Source organism: Novosphingobium sp. UBA6272, assembly GCF_002440635.1.
GTDB lineage: Bacteria > Pseudomonadota > Alphaproteobacteria > Sphingomonadales > Sphingomonadaceae > Novosphingobium.
In genome coordinates, this window is sequence record NZ_DJUW01000028.1 from 84,346 (window position 1) to 104,529 (window position 20,184).

Below are 20,184 nucleotides of genomic sequence, written 5' to 3' on the forward strand. Positions count from 1 at the left end.
TAGCGGGCGATCAGTCCTGCGTCGAGCGGGCAAGCGCAAGGCCCAAGCCGACCATCGCCATACCCAGGAAATCGATCGGCACCAGGGCCTCACCAAAGGCCACCCAGCCCAGCGCCACCGCGATTGCCGGCTGGGTCAGCAAGGCCAGGCCAAAGACCAGCGGCGTGAAGTGGCGCATCGCATAGATCAGCAGGCCCTGCCCGGTAACCTGCCCCAACAGTGCCAGCGCAACCAGCGGCCACCACAGCGTGGGCCAGACCGGTTCGCCCAGCAGAAGCGCCGTCACCAGCATTACCGGCGCCCCGGCCAGGCTCGACCAGGCCACCAGGGCCCATGACCCAAGCTCGGCCCGCGGTTTTTGCAGCAGCAGGATATAGCCCGCGTAGAGCAGCCCTGCGGCAATGCAGAACAGATCGCCAATCAGGGTCTGCTGCCCGATTTCCAGGCTGCGACCCAGCAGGATCGCCGAACCCGCGATCGCCAGGGCAAAGGCCAGCCATTCCCCGGCGCGCGGCGCGCGATGCAATGCGTAAAGGCCCACCGCGATCACAACCAGGCTGCCCGAATTGCCAAACAGCGTGGCATTGGCCATCCGGGTCATGCCGATGCCGATGTGCCAGCTGGCAATGTCGAGCCCGAAGAACACCCCCGCTCCGGCCATGGCCCACCAGGTCGTCGGCGTGAAACCGCTCAACTTCTCCCGGTTTAGCCGCGCCAGCAGGAACAGCACAGGCAGGGCCAGGAGCAACCGCCAGAACCCCGCACTGACCGGCCCGCTATCGGCGTGGCGGACAAACAGCGGGCCTACTGCCAGCGCCGCATTGCCGCCCATCAGCGCGGCGAAATGCAGCGCGTTCCAGCCCTTCTGCTCTGCCCCCGTTGCATTGCCCATTGGCTTGCCTTAGCGCTCGGCATCGAATTGCAAAATGAAATTGATGGAGGGATTCTTGCACGACGCCTTGTTTCTGCCGATCCAGCTTGGTGCGATCGACGCGAAGAACCGCATCCTGATGGCCCCGCTGACGCGCGGACGGTCCGACCCGGGGATGATCCCCAATGCGATGATCGCCGAATATTATCGCCAGCGCAGCGATGCCGGGCTGATCATCAGCGAGGCAACTGGAATTACCGTCGAAGGTTCGGGCTGGCCCGCCGCGCCGGGCGCCTGGAGCGAAGCGCAGCGCGATGGCTGGAAGCTGACCACTGAAGCGGTCCATCAGGTCGGCGGCAAAATCGTGCTGCAGCTGTGGCACATGGGCCGGCTGGTGCACCCCGATTTCCTGGGCGGCGAAGCGCCGGTTTCGGCCAGTGCCACCACTGCCCCCGACCACGCCCATACCCCGACCGGGCGCAAGCCCTATGAGCAATCGCGCGAAGCGACCAAGGCCGACATCGCCCGGATCGTCGGCGACTATGCCCATGCCGCGCAGATCGCCAAGGATGCCGGGTTCGACGGGGTCCAGTTGCACGGCGCCAACGGCTATCTGGTTGACCAGTTCCTGCGCGCCTCCAGCAACCTGCGGACCGACGAATACGGCGGCAGCCCGGAAAACCGCACCCGCTTCATGCGTGAAGTACTGGAAGGGCTGATCGGTGTGTGGGGCGCAGAACGGGTATCGATCCGGCTTTCGCCCAACGGCGAGACCCAGGGCTGCGACGATCCCGATCCGGCCAGCGTGTTCGGGGCTGCGGCCAGGGTCTGCGAAGAGCTGAGGCTCGGCTTCGTCGAACTGCGCCAGCCGGGGCCGCAGGGCACCTTCGGCCGCACAGATGTGCCTCAGCAAGACGCGCTGATCCGCTCGCTCTACACCGGGCCGCTGGTGCTCAATTCGGACTATACCGCCGCCGAGGCCGATGCCGATGTCAGCTCAGGCCGCTGCGATGCAGTCAGCTTTGGCAGGCCGTACATTTCCAATCCCGACCTTGCGACCCGGATCCGGCTGGGCGCGGATTGGGCGCCAAATGTTAACGTGCCGAAAACCTGGTATCTTCCAGGACCGGAAGGGTACATCGACTATCCGGCACTCGAAACCGCGTAGAACAAGGGTTTGATCATGGCACTTCGGTCGTGGCTGTTCATCCCGGGCGACAGCGAAAAGAAGCTTTCCAAGGCAGCCGCGACCGGCGCCGATGCGATCATCCTCGATCTGGAGGACTCGGTCGCTTCATCCAACAAGCAGCGGGCGCGCGAACTTACCGCCGCCTGGCTTGGCATGCACCGGTCGCAGGTGACCGGCGGCAAGCGGATGGGCCGCTGGGTGCGGATCAACGCGCTCGACAGCCGGCAGTGGCGCGAAGACCTGATCGCGGTGCTGCCGGGCGCGCCCGACGGGATCATGCTACCCAAGAGCGCCGGGCCCGAATCGGTTCAGCAACTCGGGGCCGAACTCTACGAGCTCGAGGGCCGTAGCGGAGTTCAGGCGGGTTCGACGAAGATCCTGCCGCTGGTGAGCGAGACCGCCCAGGCCGCGATTACAATCCCCGCCTATGCCAGCGCCCCGCTGCCGCGCCTGGCCGGGCTGACCTGGGGCGCGGAAGACCTTTCCGCGGCGATTGGCGCCAGCCGCAAGCGCGACGATCAGGGCAACTGGACCGACGCCTTCCGCTTTGCCCGGATCCAGACGCTGCTGACCGCCCATGCCCGCGGGGTCTTCGCGTTGGACACCCTGCATGCGGATTTCGCTGACGAGGACGGTCTGCGCCGCGTGGCGGAAATGGCCAGGGCGGACGGCTTCTCGGGTATGTTGGCGATCCACCCCGCGCAGGTTCCGGTGATCAATGCCGCCTTTACCCCCAGCGAGGCTGAGCTGGAAGAAGCTCGGGCGATCGTATCTGCCTTTCAAGCCAATCCCGAAGCCGGAGCACTGCAAATCGACCGGCGGATGATCGACCGGCCACACCTCAAGCTGGCACAGCGGCTGCTCGGGATCGAGGAATAGTTACTCGGTTGCGGGTTCGGCTTCCGGTTCGTCGGGGGGCGGCGCAGCCGCTACGGCGGTCGTTTCCTTGGTGCTCGGCTTGGTCTTGTCGTCCTTCTTGTCCCCGTTTTCGCTCTTTGGTGCGAGCGGAGCCTGCGACTTGACCTGATCGACCGCGATCATCGCATCGCTGACCGAACCGGGCAGGACCTCGCCTTGGGCCGTGCCGCTCTGGGCCTTATTGCCATTCTCCCCGCCGCAGGCGGACAAGGTCAGGACCAAGGCAAGCGGCACAATCCGAAGGTTCATACAGTCACTCCACCGGGCAAGGCCGGTCCAGCGCGGCCAGGAATTGGTCGGCGCGCGCCAGCAATGCCCTATCCCAGCTGTCGAAATCAACTGCCACGCCCAGCCGGGCCAGGCTGGTCACGCCGAATTCGTCGATCCCGCAGGGCACGATCCCGCCGAAATGGGACAGATCGGGCGCGATGTTGACCGAAAAGCCGTGCATCGTCACCCAGCGCCGGACCCGCACCCCGATCGCGCCGATCTTGGCCTCTCGCCCGTCGATGTCACGGGTCCAGATCCCGATCCGGCCCGGCGCGCGCCAGCTTTCCACGCCGAAATCGGCCAGGGTATCGATCACCCAGCCCTCGATCGCATGGACAAAGCCGCGCACGTCGCGCGCGCGGGTCTTTAAGTCGAGCAGGACATAGCCGACTCGCTGGCCCGGCCCGTGATAGGTGTAGCGTCCGCCGCGCCCGGCTTCGACCACTTCAAAGCGCGGATCGAGCAGTTCACCCGCGGCGGCGCTGGTTCCGGCGGTATAGACAGGAGGATGTTCGAGCAGCCAGATCAGCTCTTGCGCGGTCCCGGCGGCAATTGCCGCGTTGCGATCGGTCATCGATTCAAGGGCTGTGCGATAAGGCACCGGCTCGCCATCACGGCGCAATTCGATCGAAGGCGAGAGTGGTCCGGTCATCACCCGAGTTGCGTGGCGGCAATTGCTGTGGTTATCAAGTGCCAACCAGCCAAACGGGGTCTTGATCATGAAGCTTGATATCGGCGCAATCTGGAACGAGGCAACCGAACTCGTGCGCGCCAACAAGGAAGTACTTGCAGCGCTGGCCGGGGTATTCTTCCTGCTGCCCAGCTTCGCATTCACACTGCTTATGCCCGCACCGCAGCCCCAGCCCGGCGATTCGCCCGAGCGGATGTACAAGATGATGACAGACTTCTACGCCAGTGCTGCGCCTTGGTTGCTGGCGATGGTGCTGGTTCAGGCGCTGGGCCAACTTGCCGCTTTTGCCTTGCTGGCCAGGTCAGGCCGGACAACCGTTGGTGACGCGCTGCGCGAGGGGCTTCAAGGAATGTTGCCGTACATCGGCACCCAGCTAATCTTTGGGCTTGTGCTGACGGTTATCGCTGGAGTGCTGGTTGGCATTGCGGCAGGAAGCGGTTCGGTCGGGCTGGCTGTGCTGCTCGGATTGGTTGCGGCCGTTGGCGTGATTTATGCCTCGCTCAGATTGGCGATGATGCTGCCGGTGATCGCGATTGAGCGCGTCCGCAACCCCTTGGCTGTGCTCAAACGGTCGTGGGATCTGACGGCAGGCAATGTTGGGGGCATCCTGCTGTTCATGCTGATGCTGTTCATTGCTTTTATTGTTGCAGCGATCGTTCTCGGGATCGTGACTGGCTTGATCGCCGGGTTGTTCGGCGGCGGACGAGCGATTGAGCTGACCGGCGCAGCCACCTCTTCCACTTTGGGTGCAGCATTCACGGTCTATGTAATCGCCGCGATCGCGGCGATGCACCGCCGCCTCTCCGGCGGCGAGGCATCGCGCGCAGACGTTTTCAATTAGACCCTAGCTGGCAGAACGCGCAGACCTTGTTGCCATCGGGGTCGCGCAAGTAGGCACCGTAAGCATTGCCCGGTGCGCCGGGGCGCGGCCCAGGTTCGCCTTCGCAGGTCCCGCCATTGGCAAGGCCAGCGGCATGCCAGGCATCTACTTGTTCCTTGTTTTGGGCGCCAAAGCCGATCGTTCCGCCATTGGCATGGGTTGCCGCGCCGCCATCGGCAGGCGCGCCAACACCGAAGTTGCCGCCGTTGTGGCTGTAGAAGGCACGGCCGTTGAACTCGGCCCCGGCATTGCCGCCGATCGCCTGGATCGTCGCATCGTAGAATGCCTTGGCCTTGGCGATGTCATTGGTGCCAACCATTACGTGGGTAAACATGATCTCTCTCCTCTTAGAAAACGACGACGCTGCGGATCGATATGCCGGCGTGCATCAGGTCGAAGGCGGTGTTGATTTCCTCCAGCCCCATCACGTGGGTGATCATCGGGTCGATTTCGATCTTGCCGGTCATGTACATGTCGACGATCTTGGGCACGTCGGTGCGGCCCTTGGCCCCGCCGAACGCGGTCCCGCGCCAGTTGCGGCCGGTCACCAGCTGGAATGGGCGGGTGGCGATTTCCTTGCCGGCCTCGGCCACGCCGATGATGATCGAGGTGCCCCAGCCGCGGTGGCAGGCTTCCAGCGCGGTGCGCATCACTTCGGTGTTGCCGGTGGCATCGAAGGTATAGTCCGCACCGCCGTCGGTCATCGCGACGATCCTGGCCACGGTATCCTCGCGGCTCATGCCCTTGGAGTTGAGGAAGTCGGTCATCCCGAACTTGCGGCCCCATTCCTCGCGGTCGGGATTGATGTCGACCCCGATGATCTTGCTCGCACCGGCCAACCGCGCGCCCTGGATCACGTTGAGCCCAATTCCGCCGAGCCCGAAGACTACAACATTGTCGCCAACCTGGACCTTTGCGGTGTTGATCACCGCACCGACCCCGGTGGTCACCCCGCAGCCGATGTAGCAGCTGGTCTGGAACGGCGCGTCCTCGCGGATCTTCGCCAAGGCAATCTCGGGCAGGACGGTAAAGTTGCTGAAGGTCGAGCAGCCCATGTAGTGGAAGATCGTTTCGCCCTTGTAGCTGAACCGGCTGGTTCCGTCGGGCATCAGCCCCTGGCCTTGGGTCGCGCGGATCGCGGTGCAGAGGTTGGTCTTGCCGCTGAGGCACGACTTACACTGGCGGCATTCCGGGGTGTAGAGCGGGATCACGTGATCGCCGGGCTTGACCGAGGTTACCCCCGGGCCAACCTCGCGCACGATCCCGGCGCCTTCGTGGCCGAGGATCGAGGGGAATATCCCCTCGCTGTCGAACCCGTCGAGCGTGTAGGCATCGGTATGGCAGATCCCGGTCGCCATGATTTCGACCAGCACTTCGCCGGCCTTGGGGCCTTCCAGATCGACCTCGACGATTTCGAGCGGCTGCTTGGGTGCAAACGCGACGGCGGCACGTGTCTTCATTGTGGCGAACTCCTCTTCCATTCCGGTCCGGATGCTGTTGCCGGGCGCTTACCGCCCTGCTCAAACCGCCGTCAATGCCCGCAGCCGCGCAATGCGGAAAAGGCATGCGCTTGGCAAGCGGCCGCCAAAAGGATAGCCCAAAGCGATGAAAGCAATCAGCGATCCAGATCGACTGCTGGCCGAAGGGCTGACCGCGATCCGCGCGCAGTTTCAGGTACCGGCGCATTTTCCTCCGCAGGCCGAAGCCGCGGCCGAGCAAGCCGCGCGCCGCGATCCGTCGGACCATGCCGACTGGACCGCGCGGCCGTTCGTCACGCTTGATCCGGCCAGCTCGACCGACCTCGACCAGGCCTTCGCGATCGAGCGCGCCGGCGGCGATATTCTGCTGCACTATGCGATTGCCGATGTGCCGTGGTTCGTTGGCGATGGCGATCCGGTCGATACCGAAGCCTGGCTGCGGGGCGAGACGACCTATCTGCCCGATGGCAAGGCCGGGCTCTATCCCCGCGTGCTGAGCGAGGGTGCGGCCAGCCTGCTGCCTGACGGGCCGCGCCCGGCGGTTATCTTCACCAGCCGGATCGATCCGGCCGGCAAGGCGGTGCTCCAGGGCGTGGAGCGCGGGCTGATCCACAGCCGCGCCAAGCTGGCCTACGATTCGGTCCAGCCCGCTGAACTTCCCGACGGCTTTGACGAGCTGGCGCGCCGGATCAGCGAGGCCGATGATGCGCGCGGCGCGGCCCGGGTCGATCCGCCCGAGCAGGAGGTGGAGCGAGACGCCACTGGCCATTTCACCTTGCAGCTGCGGCCCCTCGCCCTGGCCGAACGGCAGAACGCAGCGCTTTCGCTCGCCACCAACCTGGCGGTCGCCGATGCGCTGTTCGCCGCCCGGACCGGCCTGTTCCGGGTGATGGAGGGGCCGACGCCCCAGGCCGAGGCGCGGCTGCGCCATACTGCCGAGGCCTTCGGGCTCGATTGGCCGCGCGAAGCCAGCCTCGCCCAGTTCGAGCGCCTGCTCGATCCGCAGGAACCGCGCGCCGCCGCCTTCATGCTGGCGGTGCGCCGGGCCGGCAACGGGGCCGGCTATGTGCCTTACCGCGAAGGGGTGATCCCCTGGCACGCCGCGATGGCCGCCACCTATTGCCACATGACCGCGCCGCTGCGGCGGCTGGCCGATCGCTATGTGATCCGCGCCGCGCTGGCGATCGCCAATGGTCAGCCGGTCCCGGACGGGGTCGAAGCCGCATTCCAGCGGCTCGGCCCGGTGATGGGCAAGGCCGGCGCGCGCTCCAGCCAGATCGAGCGCGCGGTGATCGATCTGGCCGAAGCGGCGATCCTCTCTGGCCGCGAGGGCGAGGATTTCCAGGCCGTGATCACCGACCAGGGCGAAAGCGGCGCCCGTTTCCAGCTGTGCGACCTGCCGGTGGTGGCGCGGACCACTGCGCGCCGGGTCCAGCCGGGCGAGCGGATCACGGTCCGGCTCGAAAGCGCCGACCCGGGGCGCCGCGAAGTGCGGTTCGCCCGGATCGCATGAATCGAGTTGCACCTCCGCGCTGCCTCGGCTAGTGGCGCGGTCCTCTCGGTAAAACGGGGGTGAGGCCCGATGGCGGAGTGGTTACGCACCGGACTGCAAATCCGTTTACGCCGGTTCGATTCCGGCTCGGGCCTCCACAATCGAAAGTTGGTTCGCCGCTTTAGCTCAGTTGGTAGAGCACATCATTCGTAATGATGGGGTCACGTGTTCGAGTCACGTAAGCGGCACCACTCCCGCGCGATCATAAAGGTAGCATTGCTGCTGGCCGCTGCGGCGGTCGGGCCGCCGGCGTTTGCGCAGGAGGCTGCCGAGGAAGAGCGCGAGATTGTCGTGACCGGGCGGGGGCTGGATCCCTCGCCGATGCTGACGGCCTATTCAGCGATCGTCGTCGAGCGTGACCGGACTGCGGCTTCGGCTTCGGGGCGGCTGGAGGACGTGCTGGGCGGTTTCGCCGGGTTCCAGCAGTTCCGCCGCTCGGACAGCCGCTCGGCCAATCCGACCGCGCAAGGCGTAACGCAGCGCGGGCTGGGGGGCAATGCCTCGAGCCGGACGCTGGTGGTGCTTGACGGGGTGCCGGTAACCGATCCGTTCTTTGGCCATGTCCCGTTCTCGGCCTTGCCGTTCGAGCGGCTCGACCGGGTGACGCTGATCCGCGGCGGCGGATCAGGCGCATTCGGGGCGGGCGCGGTGGCGGGTACGGTCGATATGGTCAGCGCCAATCCGGTCGGCCTGCCACTAGCCGAGGCCGGGCTGCTGGCCAACGACCGCAGCGAGAGCGAGCTTTCGGCCAGCCTCGCGCCTGGGCTGGGCGGCGGCTATGCCGTAGTCAGCGGGCGGTGGGACCGGGGACAGGGGTTCTGGACCACTCCTATGGCGCAGCGGGTACCGGCGAGCGTTCGGGCGCGGTTTGACAGCTGGTCGGGCTCATTGCGGACGGTGGTTCCGGTCAGCCCAGATCTCGAGCTTCAGGCCAGGGTGCTGCTTTACGAAGACCACCGCACCCTGCGCTTTGCCGGGGCGGACAGCTTTCAGGGCGGGCAGGATGCTTCGCTGCGGCTGGTCGGACGGGGCGACTGGCAGTTCGATGTGCTCGGCTACGTCCAGGCCCGCGACTATTCCAATGTGGTGATTTCCTCGACCTCGTTCCGCAAGACGCTGGACCAGCGCGCGACGCCGTCGACCGGTCTCGGCGGCAAGCTTGAGCTGCGCCCACCGGTCGATGCCGACCATTCGCTGCGACTGGGGATCGACTGGCGCCGGGCCGAGGGCGAGATGCAGGAAGTAGCCTACAGCGGGGTGACCGGTGCGGTCACCGCACGGCGCCGGGCCGGGGGCACCAACGATGACCTGGGGTTCTATGCCGAACATGACCGTCAGCTTGGCCCGCTGCGGCTGACCGGTTCGGCGCGGCTCGATCGCTGGTCGGTTCGCGATGGCCGGTTCGTGGAGAGCAACGCGGCCGGGTTGATCACCGCCAATTCCGCGTTCCCGTACCGGGCCGGCTGGGACCTGTCGCTGCGCGGCGGGGCTTTGCTGGGCCTCAGCGAAGGGCTGTCGCTGCGCGGCTCGGTCTACAACGGCCTGCGCCAGCCGACGCTCAACGAATTGTACCGACCCTTCGTGGTGTTCCCGGTCACCACCCGCGCCAATGCCGCGCTGGCCAACGAGGACCTGTTCGGTTTCGAAGCCGGGTTCGATCTGAAGACCGGTCCGATCGAGCTGTCAGCGACGGCCTTTGACAACAAGGTCAAGGGCGCGATCGCCAATGTCACAATCGGGCCGAACCTGCGCGAACGCCGCAATGTCGATGCGGTCCATTCACGCGGGATCGAGCTGGTCGCCAAGGCGCGAGTCGGGCAGGTCAGCTGGGATGGCTCGCTTTCGCTGATTGACGCCAAGGTTGAAGGCAGCGGCGTTTCCGCCGGGCTGAACGGCAAGCGCCCGGCGCAGGTCCCGAACTTTGCGGCCAGCACCACATTGGCCTGGCGGCCGGGCGAAGGCTGGCTGCTCGCGGCGACGCTGCGCCATACCGGGGCGCAGTATGAGGACGATCTCGAGACCGACCGGCTGCCCGCAGTCACCACGCTCGATGCCGTGGTCTCGGTGCCGCTGACCAAACGGGTGTCGCTGGTCCTGCGCGGCGAGAACCTGACCGACGCCGAGATCGTCACCCGCAACCAGGCCGGATCGATCGATCTTGGCGCGCCGCGCACGATCTGGGCCGGATTGCGGATTTCCATCGGGCGCTGATCGCTCTAAGGTCAGTGGCGAAACGATACCGGAGAGAGCGCCATGGCCACCCACCTCAGCATGCACAGCAGGAACATCGATTGCAGCGAGGAGGAGTGGCAGCTGCGCCAGCAACTGGCCGCCTGCTACCGGGTATTCGATCATCTCGGCTGGTCGGAATCGATCTACAACCACATCTCGGTCAAGGTTCCGGGCGAGGAAGGGGCCTTCCTGATCAACCCTTTCGGGCTGCTCTATTCCGAGGTTTGCGCATCGAACCTGGTCAAGATCGACATCGACGGCAACACGCTCGATGGCAGCCCCTATCCGGTCAACAAGGCCGGGTTCGTGCAGCACAGCTATTTCCATCGCCATGTGCCCTGGGCCCACGCGATCTGCCACACCCACACCACTGCGACCATGGCGGTTTCGAGCCTTGAGGGCGGGTTGCAGCCGGTCAATTTCTACGCCTGCAACTTTGCCGGGCGGATCGGCTATCACGAATTCGAAGGCGTGACGGTCCGGGCCGAGGAAGGCGAACGCTTGCTGGCCAACCTGGGCGACAAGCGGATCCTGATGCTCAAGAACCATGGTCCGGTCATCCTCGGTCGCTCGATTCCGGAAATCTTCGTGATGCACTGGTCGTTGCAGCGGGCCTGCGAGATCCAGCTGGCGACCATGGCGGCGGGCCAGCCGCTGGTCGTGCCGGACGAGGTGATTGCAGTGCACCAGCGCGACCTGCATGAATCGCAGGTTCCGGGGACGCAGCCCGGCGCGGCCGATTTCGAGGCCTGGGTCCGCGCGGTCGACAAGATCGACCGCTCCTGGCGCGACTGATCCAGGCTCGCTGAATGCCCCGCCTGACCGTCAACGACCGGCCGGTCGAGTTCAAGATGGATGTGCAGACGCCCTTGCTCTGGGCGCTGCGCGATGCCGCCAACCTGACCGGAACCAAATATGGTTGCGGGGCGGGCGATTGCGGGGCCTGCATGGTGCTGATCGATGGCGAGGCGCTGCGTTCGTGCCTGGTCACCCTGGCCGAGGTTGAGGGGCGCAGTGTGACCACGATCGAGGGTCTCTCGCCCGATCGCTCGCACCCGGTGCAGCAGGCGCTGGTGGCCGAACAGGCGATCCAGTGCGGCTATTGCACGCCGGGCATCGCGATCGCGGCGGCGGCGCTGCTGGCCCGCAATGCCGATCCGACTCCGGAAGATATCGCTGCCGCCGTGCCCAACCTGTGCCGCTGCGGTGTCTATCCGCGGCTGGTCCGGGCGATCCAGCGCGCCGGGCGGGTGATGCGCCGGGTCGAAACGATCAGCGCCGCGCCGGCCCCCGGGATCACCCCGCAGGATGCTGCGCAGGCGGTTCCGGCGATCAAGGCCGATTGAATTTTCGGAGCCGCCGGCCGGGGGGGGAGGGGGCTTAGGCCAGCGGCTCCGGCCCTGCGCCGGGTCTGGACGCAGGAAACTAGAACTTCACCCGCAGGGTCGCCTTGGCGTTCAGCGGCTTGCCGGTCGAAATGTTGTTGTCGGTGTGCGCTGCCGGGAAATAGTCGGCGTCGGTCAGGTTCTCGACATTGACCTGCAGGCTGACTGTGTCGGTCAGGTTCAGAAACGCCGCCGCATCGATCCGGGTGAAGGCCGGCAGGCGCACCGTGTTGCTGATCGTCGCGAATTGGCTCGACTGGTGGATCACGCCGAGGCCAAGACCGAACCGCTTGGAGAAATTGTAACGGGCCCAGCCCGAGGCCTGATGGCGCGGCAGTTGCGCCAGCTTGCGGCCGGCCGGGGCGGCAGCGGTGGTGGCGCTGATTTCGCCATCCTGAAACGCATAGCCAAGCGACAGGTCCAGCCCCGGCGCGAGATGGCCGACCAGCGCGAGCTCGAGTCCCTCGGTCCGGCTCTTGCCGCTTTGCACGACCAGACCGCTGACCGGATCGGTGGCACGGGTGTTGTTGCGATCCAGCCGGAAAACGGCGCCAGTAAAGGCCAGAGCATCGCTGATGTCCCATTTCACCCCGGCTTCGAGATTGCGGAACTCTTCGGGCGCCAGTGCTTCGGTGGTCGCATCAAGAACGGTGAACTGGTCGCCAGACTGCGGCAGGAAGCTCTTGGCATAGCTGGCGTATAACGAAACGTTTTCGCGCGGCTTGAGGATCAGGCCGACTCGCGGAGACCACTTGCCGTCGGTCCGATCTCCGGCAAAGCCGTTGACGAGGTTGACCGAACTGATCTTGAAGCGGTCATAGCGAAGTCCGCCGACGATCTTGACGTGATCGCCGATGTCGATCTGGTCCTGGGCATAGACCGACCAGAAGCTGGCGTCGGAATTGCTGGCGCTCGTCAAAGTGGGGAAAGTCACCAGAGGAACGGTGATCCGCTCGGCCAGCGTAACGGTCGCGCCCGATGGGAACACGGCATTATGGCGGTCGGCCAGGGTTGACTGGTCGCCGGCCTCGAACCCGAGCAGCAGGGTGTGGCCGATCCCGCCGGTATCGCCCTTCCACACCAGGTTGCCCTGGCCGATCAGGTTTTCGCGCACGGCGCCGCTGTTGTAGCCGGCAAGGACCACGGTGTTGGTCGCGGTGTTGACGGGCGCGTTCGGATAGACGTTTTGATAGAACTTGTCGTAATGGGCATATTGCACGGAGATGTTGGCGCTCAGGCTGCCCGAGAATTCGTGGTCGATCCGCCCGTGGACCAGGTGCGCGGTCACCTCGCTGAAATTGGTTGCGGGTGAGCCGAACAGGGTCTCGTCATAGCCGGTCAGCGGCAGACCGCCGCGCGAAGGCACGCCGCGATCGGTCAGGCGGCGGTCCTCGACATATTCGTAGGTCAAGGTCGCGGTGGTCGCTTCGCCCAGCTTCGCGCCCAGCGTGGGGGTGACGCCAAAGAAGTGGCCTTCATAGTCCTGGCGGTGGTTGTTGAAGGCTTCGTAAGTGGTGTTGAAGCGCAGGCCGAGGTTCTCGCCCAGCGGTGCGCCAAGGTCGACGGCCCCGGACCAGGCCCCAAGCGTATCGACCCCTCCGGAGACCGAGCCCTTGAGCCGGTCGAACTCGGGCGCTTTGGACACCCGGTTGATCACCCCGCCGCCGCCGCCGCGGCCGAAGATCAGGGCATTGGCGCCTTTCAGCACTTCAACGCGCTCGATATTGTAAAGCGGGCGGTAGTACTGCGCGTCGTCGCGGATCCCGTCGACGAAGAAATCGGCGGTGCTGCTCTGTCCGCGCAGGGTAATCTGGTCGCGGTGGCCTTCGCCCTGGCCGAGGGTCACCCCGGGCACGAAGCGCAGCGCATCGCCCAGGGTGACGATGCCCTGGTCGTCCAACTGCTCGCGGCTGATCACCGTGACAGCCTGGGGTACGTCGACCAGCGGGGTATCGGTCTTGGTCGCTGTCGGGGTCTTGTCGAGGTCATAGCCATCGGAGCGGCCATAGACGATGATCGTAGGTGCCTCGTCTTCAGCCCGCGCCGGCGCCGCCCAGCCCGCACTGGCCAGTGCGGCGGTGGCGGCCAGGACAAGACGGAGACGGAGCGAGGAGGGCATGGACAATCCTTATTGCGAATGATTTGCAAGAACGAAAGTGCCGATAATGAGAATGACTCGCATTGACAAGAATCAAATTTGGCGGCGGCCACTTTTCATCGCCGCGGTCCCGGTCTAGGCGCGCGGCAGCAACCAAGGAGGCGGCGATGAAAGCGACCATCTGGCACAATCCGGCTTGCGGCAATTCGCGCAAGACGCTGACGATTCTGCAGGAAAGCCCCGGCGTGGAGCTGACCGTGGTCGAATATCTGGTCGATCCGCCGAGCGCCGCAAAGCTGGCGCAGCTCTATCGCGACGCCGGCCTTACCCCGCAGCAGGGCCTGCGCCTGCGCGGCACCGATGCGGATGAGCGCGGCTTGCCCGAGGCCAGCGATTCGGTGGTACTGGCGGCGATGGTTGCCGAACCGAAGCTGATCGAGCGTCCGCTGGTCGAGACTGACAAGGGCGTGCGGCTCTGCCGCCCGCAGGACAGGGTGCTCGAGATTCTCTAGGTCCGGCGCTGGCCGATCAGATCGTCGTCGCGGGTCAGGCCTTTCAGGCCCAGCACTACCACGGCCAGACACAGCAGCTCTATGACGCCAAAGCCGATCCACGGTGAATGACCATAGAGCCAGACCCCGATTGCCGGAGCGACGATATAGGCCGCGCCGTTGACCGAAGCGACGATCCCGGCCGACTGGCTTTGCTCGGCCCGGCTGACCGCCAGCGAGGCCCCGGCGGTAAAGCCCGGACGGAAAAGGCCAAAGCCCAGCGAGATCAGCGCCACGGCGATCGTGATCGCATGGAGGTTGCCCGCAACCGAAAGGATCGCGGCACCGACGGCGGCCAGCGAAATTCCCCACAGGCAGGATGCGCGCGGGCCCAGATGCAGGACCGGGATCAGGCCCCATTGCGCCAGCAGCGTGGCCAGCGCACCAGAGGTCATGACCAGGCCGACCGGACCAGCGCCTTCGCTGGGATTTGCGCGCAGTCCCAGCCGGTCAAGCACGAGGAAGCCGACCAGCCCCATCACCGCGGCCTGGGCGTGGCCGCCCAGCAGGCCAGCGATCATCCAGGGCCGCAGCCGCTGGTCGAACCAGCTGAGCTTGGGCACTGCACCGGATTCGGTTACTGCGCCCTCGTCACTGTCGCTAGGCATCGGCCGGCTGTCGGAGCTGGCGCTGAACGGCGCGGCGATCACGTCGCCCTTGGCGGCATAGGCCGGGGTATCGTCGGGCAGGCGCAGGCGCAGCGCGATCAGCACGGCCACCGCGATCAGGGTGAAGGCCAGGAACGGCCCGACCAGCCCAACGCCGGGCAAGATGAAGAACGGCGCCAGGGTCGGCCCTATAACCGTCCCCAGGCCAAAGCTGGAGGAGATCAGCGAGAGCGATTTGGTCCGCTCGACCCGGCTGGTCCGGCTTGCGACATAGGCCTGAACCGCCGGCGGCGCAGCTGAACCGAACCCGCCGTAGAGCGAACGGCATACCGCGAACAGGATCAGGGTGCCGATCGCGGAAAGAATTCCGTTGAGCCCCAGCCACAGCGCCAGACCGCATAGCCCGAAGCTGAAGATGAATCCGGTCAGGCCGATCGCCATCATCGCCTTGCGGCCGCGCCGATCGGACCGGCGGGCCCACATCGGGGCGCAGATCATCCACAGCAGTGCCGACCAGGTATAGGCCAGGCTGATCCAGAAATCGTGGACCTTCAGCGCGGTGCCGATCGAGGGCATCACCGATTGCATCGCGGTGTTGCCGGCGGCGGTGACCAGCGAGACGGTGAACAGCAGCACCAGCCGCCCGCTCGGCAAGCTGGCCGTGCCGGCGCCCGTGCTGTCCAGTCGGGTTGGGTCCGCTCGGTTCATCGTTTTGTCGCTAAGCCTGTCGCTCACGCCTTGCAATGGGCAGGCAAATTTGAGAAGGGCGAGCCCCCACGAAAGAAGTCAGGCTAATATATTTAATGATCTCCACCGATATTGTGCAACCGGAGCTGGGCGATCGGATCAAGCGCCGGATCATGCAGGCTCTGGGGCCGTGGGGTGTTTTCCTGCAAGGCTTCATCGAACATCCGGTGATGGTCGGCTCGATCATCCCGTCCTCGCGCTTCACAATCCGCAAGATGCTGGCGCCGGTCAAATGGAACGAGTGCAAGCTGTTCGTCGAGTACGGCCCGGGCGTGGGGACCTTCTGCCGCCCGGTGCTGGAACGCCTGCCGCGCGATGGCATGCTGATCGTGATCGATACCAACCCGCTCTACATCGACTACCTCAAGGCCACAATCGCGGATTCGCGGTTCGTCCCGGTGCTCGGCTCGGCCGCGGACGTCGAGGCCATCGTCCGCGCCCACGGCCATGACCATGCCGACTATGTGCTGTCCGGACTGCCGTTCTCAACCCTGCCCGATGGAGTCGGCCCGGCGATTGCCGCAGCGACCCACCGCGTGCTGCGTCCCGGCGGAGCCTTCCTGGTCTACCAGTTCAGCGCCAAGGCTCGCGACTATATGGCGCGGCACTTCAGCCGGATCGATGCCGGTTTCGAAGCGCTCAACGTATTGCCCTGCAAGCTGTTCTGGGGCTGGAAAGACTAGAGCGGCAACCTCACGTCCTTTTGGCGGGCGCAGCCCGCCAGCAATAAATCCTCCGAAATGCGGCCCTCGAATCACCTAGCGCTCGGAACTTGGGCTTCGCCCAAATGCCGCTCGATAGGACCGCGCGAAATGGGTGCCCGAGGAAAAGCCAGTCGCCACCGCCACTTCCAGCATCGAGAGTCCGGTCTTCTGGATCAATTGGCGGGCGCGCTGCAGCCGCAGCTGCCGGTAATAGCGCCCCGGCCGGCTTCCTTGCTCTGCCGCGAACAGCCGCTCCAACTGGCGCAATGAAAGACCGGCCACCTCTGCCAGTTCGCTGAGTGACAGAGGGTTTTCCAGGTTCGCTTCCATCGCCGAAATAACATCGAGCAGCCGCGGATTGCGCACCCCGGTACGCTGCGACAGGTCAAGCCGCTGCGGTCCGGCGGCTTGACGCGCCGAATGGTGCAACATCTGGTCCGCGACTTGAGCCGCCAGGTCTCGACCGAAATCCATCGAGATGAAGTGGATCATCAGATCGAGCGGCGCGGTCCCGCCCGAGCAGGTGAAGCGGCTGCCGTCGATCTCGAAAATGCTCTTGGTCACTTCCAGCGCCGGATAGTTTTCCGCCAAGGTTTCGAGATCTTCCCAGTGTCCGGTGCAGCGCCGGCCTTCAAGCAGGCCGGCATCGGCCAGAATGATGCTGCCCGAACAGACGCTGCCGATCAGGCAATCGCGCCGAGATAGCCGGCGCAATTGCGCGGCGAGCGCGGGATTGATCCGGTCGTAAGCGTCGATCCCGGCGCAGACCACCACCGCATCAAACTCACCCGCCTGCGCCAGTGCGCCGTCGACCTCGACGAGCGTGCCGTTGCTGGCTCGCACCGGGCCGCCATCGCTGCTTAGCGTGCTCCAGCGGTACAGTTCGCTTTCGCGCATTCGGTTGGCGACCCGCAGCGGCTCCAGCGCAGCGGTGAACGGCATCATCGAGAAATCCGGAACCAGCACGAAAGCAAAGCTTCGCGGCCAGTTCGATTGCGTGCGATATGTTGAAGCGCTCACGGTTTATGCCAAATGCTCATGTCGAAATCAGTCTATAATATGTCGTTTTTGGGACACACGGACAAGGGCCTTTACCGCATAGTCTGGCAACCCCGGGGCACACCGTAGAACGAGGATGCACAATGGCCGACGAAGAAATCATCTTGCGCGACCTGAACGACGCCGACCTGGTCGAGCAGATGAAGGACGATTTGTACGACGGCCTGGCCGATGAAGTGCATGAAGGCACCCAGATCCTGCTCGAACGCGGTTGGGATGCCAATGACGTGCTGTCCGAAGCCCTCGTCGAAGGCATGCGGATCGTCGGGATCGATTTCCGCGACGGGATCCTGTTCGTTCCCGAAGTGCTGCAATGCGCCGGCGCGATGAAGGCGGGCATGGAACTGGTCCGCCCGATCCTGACCGCCAGCGACAACAAGACCAGCCTGGGCACTTACGTGATCGGCACGGTCAAGGGCGACATTCACGATATCGGCAAGAACCTGGTCGGCATGATGCTCGAAGGTGCAGGCTTCGAAGTGGTCGATCTGGGGATCAACAACCCGGTCGACAACTATCTGGCCGCGATCGACAAGCACAATCCGTCGATCCTGGGCATGTCCGCCCTGCTCACCACCACGATGCCTTACATGGGCGTGGTGATCGAAGAGCTAGACAAGCGCGGGATCCTGAAGAACCTGCCGGTGATGGTCGGCGGCGCGCCGCTCAACCAGGAATTCGCCGACGCGATCAACGCGACCTCCTATGGCCGCGATGCGGCCGTCAGCGCCGAGCTGGCCAAGGCGCTGGTCGGCAAGAACCGGTAACATGAGCGAAACCGCTGCTCGCCGGACCGGTGGCCGCCAGGCCAGGCTGGGCCGCCGGGCGCGGCCGCAGGAAGCCGAGGCGCTGGCGCCGGAAGCGCTGGTCACCACCAGCGCCAATCCCGATGGACCAGTGTTGGTGCTGGCCTGCGGCGCGATTGCCAACGAGATCATTGCCCTGCGCGAGCAGCTGGGCGTTACCGACGATGCGATGGTCCTCCATTGCCTGCCCGCCGAATTGCACAACCGCCCCGGCCAGATCGCGCCGCGGGTCGATGCTTTCCTGAGCGAACATCGCCACAAGTATTCGCGGGTGATCCTGGGCTATGGCGATTGCGGCACCGGCGGCGCGCTCGACAAAGTGCTCGAACGGCACGAGGCAAGCCGCCTGCCGCATGCGCACTGCTATGAATTCTTTGCCACCAAGCCGCGCTTCAACCAGATCTCCGATGCCGAGATCGGCAGCTATTTCGTAACCGATTTCCTGGTCCGGCATTTCGACCGCCTGGTGTGGGAAGGTTGCGGCCTCGACACCCGACCCGAGATGCTTGAGACCTATTTCGGCAACTACAAGGACCTGGTTTACCTGGCCCAGACCGAAAACCCGGCGCTTCAGGCGAAGGCGCAGGAAGCGGCCGAGCGGCTTGGCCTCAACTATGTCTATCACCTGGTCGGCTATGGCGATCTGGCCGATGCGATCCGGGATGCCGCCGATGTATAGCGTGCGGCTGTGGTCGGTGCGGCATTCGCGCCGGATGGAATGGCTTTACAACACTTTCAACCCGCTGGTGGTCAAACTGCTGCGCGGGGTGGTGAAAGTGTTCGGGCGACGGCTCGACAAGCCGATCACCAAGGCCGAAGCCCTGGCCAAGGGCTTCTTCTTCGATTGCAAGATGTGCGGCGATTGCGCGCTGTCCAGGACCGGGATGTCATGCCCGATGAACTGCCCCAAGACCCTGCGCAACGGCCCCTGTGGCGGAGTGCGCGAGAACGGCCACTGCGAAGTGAAGCCGGAAATGCGCTGCGTTTGGGTGGCCGCTTGGGACGGGGCTTCGCGAATGAAGAATGGCGATGTGATCCGGGAAACCAATTTTGCGCTCGATCACCGGCTGAAGGGCCAGAGTTCGTGGCTGAAGATGGCCCGCGATGACTGACCGCGCGCAGATCGATGCCGAAGGGCTCAACCCCGGCGATCCGCTGCCGATGCTGCCCGGCCATGTCTCGCACGGGCGCTTCGAACGCGTCCTGCGCGCCGGCCACTTCGCAGTTTCGACCGAGATCGCGCCGCCGGATTCGGCCGACCCGGACGAAGTGCTGCGCCGCGCCGCGCTGTTCGATGGCCATGTCGATGCGATCAACGCCACCGATGGATCGGGCGCCAATTGCCACATGTCGAGCCTTGCGGTCTGCGCGCTGCTGACCCGCGAAGGCTATTCGCCGATCATCCAGATATCCTGCCGCGATCGCAACCGGATCGCGATCCAGGGCGATCTGCTCGGCGCATCGGCGCTGGGGGTCTGTTCGGTGCTGTGCCTGTCGGGCGACGACGTTTCGGTGGGCGATCACCCCGAGGCAAAGCCGGTGTTCGATTTCGATTCGGTGTCGCTGCTACAAACCGTGCGGACCTTGCGCGACGAAAGCCGGTTCCTGTCGGGCCGCCAGCTTGATCTTCCGCCGCGCCTGTTTCTGGGCGCCTCGATCAATCCCTTCGCCCCGCCTCACACCGCGCGGGTCGACCAGTTCGCCAAGAAAGTCGCCGCCGGCGCGCAATTCGTCCAGTCGCAGTATTGCTTCGACGTGGACATGGCCCGCGAATTCATGGCCCGTTCGCGCGATCTGGGGCTGACCGAGCGCTGCTTTGTCCTGATGGGAGTAGGCGTGCTCGCTTCGGCCAAGACAGCCAGGTGGCTGCGCAGCGCGATCCCCGGCGTGCATATTCCAGATGCCGTGATCCGCCGCCTTGAACAGACCGAAAAGCCCAAGGCCGAAGGCCGCCGGATTGCCATCGAGCTGATGCAGCAACTGGCCGAGATCGACGGGATCAGCGGCGTCCATCTGATGGCTTTCAAACAGGAAGAATGGGTTGGCGAGATCGTCACCCAATCGGGCGTGCTGCAAGGACGCAAGCCTTGGGCGCCCGCGCACCTCGCACACCTCAAACAACCCGCTTCAGCCTAAGGGAAACCC

Annotated in this window: 21 protein-coding genes and 2 tRNA genes; 15 read left to right on the plus strand and 8 right to left on the minus strand. The window is 65.2% G+C overall.

Annotation, left to right across the window (positions count from 1 at the left end; translation table 11 throughout):
* Positions 1-10: 10 nt before the first annotated feature.
* Positions 11-892: a DMT family transporter gene (locus tag B2V17_RS13375; protein WP_292998504.1), complete on the minus strand. Its 882-nt coding sequence runs from the start codon at positions 890-892 to the stop codon at positions 11-13.
* A gap of 43 nt (positions 893-935) precedes the next feature.
* Here B2V17_RS13375 and B2V17_RS13380 point away from each other — a divergent pair, with 43 nt between their 5' ends.
* Together B2V17_RS13380 and B2V17_RS13385 are read left to right on the plus strand one after the other, a co-directional pair.
* Positions 936-2,039, plus strand: a complete 1,104-nt coding sequence (locus B2V17_RS13380; RefSeq protein WP_414690813.1) for an alkene reductase — start codon at positions 936-938, stop codon at positions 2,037-2,039.
* Positions 2,040-2,054: 15 nt separating this feature from the next.
* A complete protein-coding gene (locus B2V17_RS13385) occupies positions 2,055-2,939 on the plus strand; it encodes an HpcH/HpaI aldolase/citrate lyase family protein (RefSeq protein WP_292998506.1) in 885 nt (294 codons plus the stop codon).
* Here B2V17_RS13385 and B2V17_RS13390 read toward each other — a convergent pair whose 3' ends face one another.
* Together B2V17_RS13390 and lipB are read right to left on the minus strand one after the other, a co-directional pair.
* Positions 2,940-3,227, minus strand: a complete 288-nt coding sequence (locus B2V17_RS13390; RefSeq protein ID WP_292998508.1) for a hypothetical protein — start codon at positions 3,225-3,227, stop codon at positions 2,940-2,942. It abuts the gene before it with no gap.
* A 4-nt stretch (positions 3,228-3,231) separates the two neighbouring features.
* Complete coding sequence (gene lipB, locus B2V17_RS13395; RefSeq protein WP_292998757.1) at positions 3,232-3,900, minus strand: lipoyl(octanoyl) transferase LipB; 669 nt, start codon at positions 3,898-3,900, stop codon at positions 3,232-3,234.
* 67 nt (positions 3,901-3,967) lie between these two features.
* On the opposite strand from lipB, the gene B2V17_RS13400 reads away from it, so the two are divergent.
* Positions 3,968-4,780, plus strand: coding sequence for a DUF7544 domain-containing protein (locus B2V17_RS13400; RefSeq protein WP_292998510.1), 813 nt, complete (start codon positions 3,968-3,970; stop codon positions 4,778-4,780).
* Here the strand turns inward: B2V17_RS13400 and B2V17_RS13405 are convergent.
* A complete protein-coding gene (locus B2V17_RS13405) occupies positions 4,773-5,153 on the minus strand; it encodes a VOC family protein (RefSeq protein ID WP_292998512.1) in 381 nt (126 codons plus the stop codon). The two genes, B2V17_RS13400 and B2V17_RS13405, sit on opposite strands and share 8 nt — an antisense overlap.
* A 13-nt stretch (positions 5,154-5,166) precedes the next feature.
* Positions 5,167-6,279, minus strand: coding sequence for an S-(hydroxymethyl)glutathione dehydrogenase/class III alcohol dehydrogenase (locus tag B2V17_RS13410; RefSeq protein WP_292998514.1), 1,113 nt, complete (start codon positions 6,277-6,279; stop codon positions 5,167-5,169).
* Between the two features lie 145 nt (positions 6,280-6,424).
* Here B2V17_RS13410 and B2V17_RS13415 point away from each other — a divergent pair, with 145 nt between their 5' ends.
* From B2V17_RS13415 to B2V17_RS13440, 6 genes are all read left to right on the plus strand, one after another.
* Complete coding sequence (locus B2V17_RS13415; protein WP_292998516.1) at positions 6,425-7,810, plus strand: RNB domain-containing ribonuclease; 1,386 nt, start codon at positions 6,425-6,427, stop codon at positions 7,808-7,810.
* 63 nt (positions 7,811-7,873) lie between these two features.
* Positions 7,874-7,947: transfer RNA gene (locus tag B2V17_RS13420), tRNA-Cys, on the plus strand.
* A gap of 17 nt (positions 7,948-7,964) precedes the next feature.
* Positions 7,965-8,040: transfer RNA gene (locus B2V17_RS13425), tRNA-Thr, on the plus strand.
* Positions 8,015-10,060 carry a TonB-dependent receptor gene (locus B2V17_RS13430; protein WP_292998518.1) on the plus strand — a complete coding sequence of 682 codons (2,046 nt, stop codon included), beginning with the start codon at positions 8,015-8,017 and terminating at the stop codon, positions 10,058-10,060. The genes B2V17_RS13425 and B2V17_RS13430 overlap by 26 nt, the downstream gene beginning before the upstream one ends.
* A 42-nt stretch (positions 10,061-10,102) precedes the next feature.
* Positions 10,103-10,876, plus strand: coding sequence for a class II aldolase/adducin family protein (locus tag B2V17_RS13435; protein WP_292998520.1), 774 nt, complete (start codon positions 10,103-10,105; stop codon positions 10,874-10,876).
* Between the two features lie 14 nt (positions 10,877-10,890).
* Positions 10,891-11,427, plus strand: a complete 537-nt coding sequence (locus B2V17_RS13440; protein ID WP_292998522.1) for a (2Fe-2S)-binding protein — start codon at positions 10,891-10,893, stop codon at positions 11,425-11,427.
* Positions 11,428-11,506: 79 nt separating this feature from the next.
* Here the strand turns inward: B2V17_RS13440 and B2V17_RS13445 are convergent, their stop codons facing one another.
* Entirely contained in the window at positions 11,507-13,585 is a 2,079-nt protein-coding gene (locus tag B2V17_RS13445; protein WP_292998524.1) for a TonB-dependent receptor, read from the minus strand.
* Between the two features lie 146 nt (positions 13,586-13,731).
* Between B2V17_RS13445 and B2V17_RS13450 the strand changes: the two genes are divergently transcribed.
* Positions 13,732-14,076: an arsenate reductase family protein gene (locus B2V17_RS13450; protein ID WP_292998526.1), complete on the plus strand. Its 345-nt coding sequence runs from the start codon at positions 13,732-13,734 to the stop codon at positions 14,074-14,076.
* Here the strand turns inward: B2V17_RS13450 and B2V17_RS13455 are convergent.
* A complete protein-coding gene (locus tag B2V17_RS13455; RefSeq protein WP_292998528.1) occupies positions 14,073-15,431 on the minus strand; it encodes an MFS transporter in 1,359 nt (452 codons plus the stop codon). The genes B2V17_RS13450 and B2V17_RS13455 overlap by 4 nt on opposite strands.
* A 95-nt stretch (positions 15,432-15,526) precedes the next feature.
* Between B2V17_RS13455 and B2V17_RS13460 the strand changes: the two genes are divergently transcribed.
* The gene (locus B2V17_RS13460) at positions 15,527-16,153 is read left to right on the plus strand and encodes a class I SAM-dependent methyltransferase (RefSeq protein WP_292998530.1); all 627 of its coding nucleotides are present in this window, start codon (positions 15,527-15,529) and stop codon (positions 16,151-16,153) included.
* 75 nt (positions 16,154-16,228) lie between these two features.
* Here the strand turns inward: B2V17_RS13460 and B2V17_RS13465 are convergent, their stop codons facing one another.
* Positions 16,229-17,194, minus strand: coding sequence for a GlxA family transcriptional regulator (locus tag B2V17_RS13465; protein WP_292998532.1), 966 nt, complete (start codon positions 17,192-17,194; stop codon positions 16,229-16,231).
* Positions 17,195-17,316: 122 nt separating this feature from the next.
* On the opposite strand from B2V17_RS13465, the gene B2V17_RS13470 reads away from it, so the two are divergent.
* From B2V17_RS13470 to B2V17_RS13485, 4 genes are read left to right on the plus strand one after another with little or no spacing between them, the layout of a single operon-like run.
* The gene (locus tag B2V17_RS13470; RefSeq protein WP_292998534.1) at positions 17,317-18,000 is read left to right on the plus strand and encodes a corrinoid protein; all 684 of its coding nucleotides are present in this window, start codon (positions 17,317-17,319) and stop codon (positions 17,998-18,000) included.
* Between the two features lies 1 nt (position 18,001).
* The gene (locus B2V17_RS13475) at positions 18,002-18,718 is read left to right on the plus strand and encodes a DUF1638 domain-containing protein (protein ID WP_292998536.1); all 717 of its coding nucleotides are present in this window, start codon (positions 18,002-18,004) and stop codon (positions 18,716-18,718) included.
* Positions 18,702-19,151 (plus strand): methylenetetrahydrofolate reductase C-terminal domain-containing protein, encoded by a 450-nt coding sequence (locus tag B2V17_RS13480; protein ID WP_292998538.1) that lies wholly within the window; start codon positions 18,702-18,704, stop codon positions 19,149-19,151. Before B2V17_RS13475 ends, B2V17_RS13480 begins: the two co-directional genes overlap by 17 nt.
* The gene (locus tag B2V17_RS13485) at positions 19,144-20,175 is read left to right on the plus strand and encodes a methylenetetrahydrofolate reductase (protein ID WP_292998540.1); all 1,032 of its coding nucleotides are present in this window, start codon (positions 19,144-19,146) and stop codon (positions 20,173-20,175) included. The genes B2V17_RS13480 and B2V17_RS13485 overlap by 8 nt, the downstream gene beginning before the upstream one ends.
* Positions 20,176-20,184: the final 9 nt, after the last annotated feature.

What these genes read in the sequence shown, in the direction of transcription:
- B2V17_RS13375 (WP_292998504.1), bottom strand. Translation starts at nt 892, where the DNA reads ATGGGCAATGCAACGGGGGCAGAGCAGAAGGGCTGGAACGCGCTGCAT.
- B2V17_RS13380 (WP_414690813.1), top strand. Translation starts at nt 936, where the DNA reads ATGGAGGGATTCTTGCACGACGCCTTGTTTCTGCCGATCCAGCTTGGT.
- B2V17_RS13385 (WP_292998506.1), top strand. Translation starts at nt 2,055, where the DNA reads ATGGCACTTCGGTCGTGGCTGTTCATCCCGGGCGACAGCGAAAAGAAG.
- B2V17_RS13390 (WP_292998508.1), bottom strand. Translation starts at nt 3,227, where the DNA reads ATGAACCTTCGGATTGTGCCGCTTGCCTTGGTCCTGACCTTGTCCGCC.
- lipB (WP_292998757.1), bottom strand. Translation starts at nt 3,900, where the DNA reads ATGACCGGACCACTCTCGCCTTCGATCGAATTGCGCCGTGATGGCGAG.
- B2V17_RS13400 (WP_292998510.1), top strand. Translation starts at nt 3,968, where the DNA reads ATGAAGCTTGATATCGGCGCAATCTGGAACGAGGCAACCGAACTCGTG.
- B2V17_RS13405 (WP_292998512.1), bottom strand. Translation starts at nt 5,153, where the DNA reads ATGTTTACCCACGTAATGGTTGGCACCAATGACATCGCCAAGGCCAAG.
- B2V17_RS13410 (WP_292998514.1), bottom strand. Translation starts at nt 6,279, where the DNA reads ATGAAGACACGTGCCGCCGTCGCGTTTGCACCCAAGCAGCCGCTCGAA.
- B2V17_RS13415 (WP_292998516.1), top strand. Translation starts at nt 6,425, where the DNA reads ATGAAAGCAATCAGCGATCCAGATCGACTGCTGGCCGAAGGGCTGACC.
- B2V17_RS13435 (WP_292998520.1), top strand. Translation starts at nt 10,103, where the DNA reads ATGGCCACCCACCTCAGCATGCACAGCAGGAACATCGATTGCAGCGAG.
- B2V17_RS13440 (WP_292998522.1), top strand. Translation starts at nt 10,891, where the DNA reads ATGCCCCGCCTGACCGTCAACGACCGGCCGGTCGAGTTCAAGATGGAT.
- B2V17_RS13445 (WP_292998524.1), bottom strand. Translation starts at nt 13,585, where the DNA reads ATGCCCTCCTCGCTCCGTCTCCGTCTTGTCCTGGCCGCCACCGCCGCA.
- B2V17_RS13450 (WP_292998526.1), top strand. Translation starts at nt 13,732, where the DNA reads ATGAAAGCGACCATCTGGCACAATCCGGCTTGCGGCAATTCGCGCAAG.
- B2V17_RS13455 (WP_292998528.1), bottom strand. Translation starts at nt 15,431, where the DNA reads ATGAACCGAGCGGACCCAACCCGACTGGACAGCACGGGCGCCGGCACG.
- B2V17_RS13460 (WP_292998530.1), top strand. Translation starts at nt 15,527, where the DNA reads ATGATCTCCACCGATATTGTGCAACCGGAGCTGGGCGATCGGATCAAG.
- B2V17_RS13470 (WP_292998534.1), top strand. Translation starts at nt 17,317, where the DNA reads ATGGCCGACGAAGAAATCATCTTGCGCGACCTGAACGACGCCGACCTG.
- B2V17_RS13475 (WP_292998536.1), top strand. Translation starts at nt 18,002, where the DNA reads ATGAGCGAAACCGCTGCTCGCCGGACCGGTGGCCGCCAGGCCAGGCTG.
- B2V17_RS13480 (WP_292998538.1), top strand. Translation starts at nt 18,702, where the DNA reads ATGCCGCCGATGTATAGCGTGCGGCTGTGGTCGGTGCGGCATTCGCGC.
- B2V17_RS13485 (WP_292998540.1), top strand. Translation starts at nt 19,144, where the DNA reads ATGACTGACCGCGCGCAGATCGATGCCGAAGGGCTCAACCCCGGCGAT.